The organism is Acidovorax sp. FJL06 (genome assembly GCF_003852545.1).
Taxonomy (GTDB): domain Bacteria; phylum Pseudomonadota; class Gammaproteobacteria; order Burkholderiales; family Burkholderiaceae_C; genus Acidovorax.
In genome coordinates this window covers 1-503 of the sequence record NZ_QAJR01000095.1, presented here as the reverse complement: position 1 = coordinate 503, position 503 = coordinate 1, and the positions used below count along the sequence as shown (strand labels likewise).

At 68.2% G+C, this 503-nt stretch carries 1 protein-coding gene; it reads right to left on the bottom strand.

From position 1 onward, the window contains the following. Nucleotides 1–103: 103 nt before the first annotated feature. On the bottom strand, nucleotides 104–503 hold a 400-nt coding region (locus DBV10_RS22645), incomplete at its 5' end, for an alpha/beta hydrolase-fold protein (RefSeq protein WP_255424871.1).

The window sequence follows — 503 nt, the reverse complement described above, 5'->3', positions numbered from 1 at the left end:
GTGGGGGGGGAGGGCTCGGCACGGGGCGCCGAGGCAAAAGGCAGCAGTCGCCGCAGGGTCAGGAGCATGGCGCGCAGTGTGCCTTCAGCAGCTTAAGTTCGCATTAAAAATTTGCCAGAAGACCCCGCGTGTGGTGGGTCAAATGGTCGGCCATGAAGCTCTGCACGAAGTAGTAGCCATGGTCGTAGCCCGCATGGCGGCGCAGCGTGAGCGGCTGGCCGATGGCCGCGCAGGCCGCTTCAAACAGGTGCGGGTGCAGCTGGTCGGGCAGGAATTTGTCGGCCAGTCCCTGGTCGATGAGGATGCCCGCCGGGTAGGGGGCGATGGGCTGGTGCTGCATGAGCACGGTGGCGTCGTGTTCGATCCAGGCGCTGCGGTCCGCGCCCAGGTAGCCGGTGAAGGCCTTGTCGCCCCAGGGGCACTGCGTGGGGGCGCAGATGGGCGCGAAGGCCGAGACCGTCTGGAACCGGCCCGGGTGCCGCAGTGCCAGCGTGAGCGCGCCG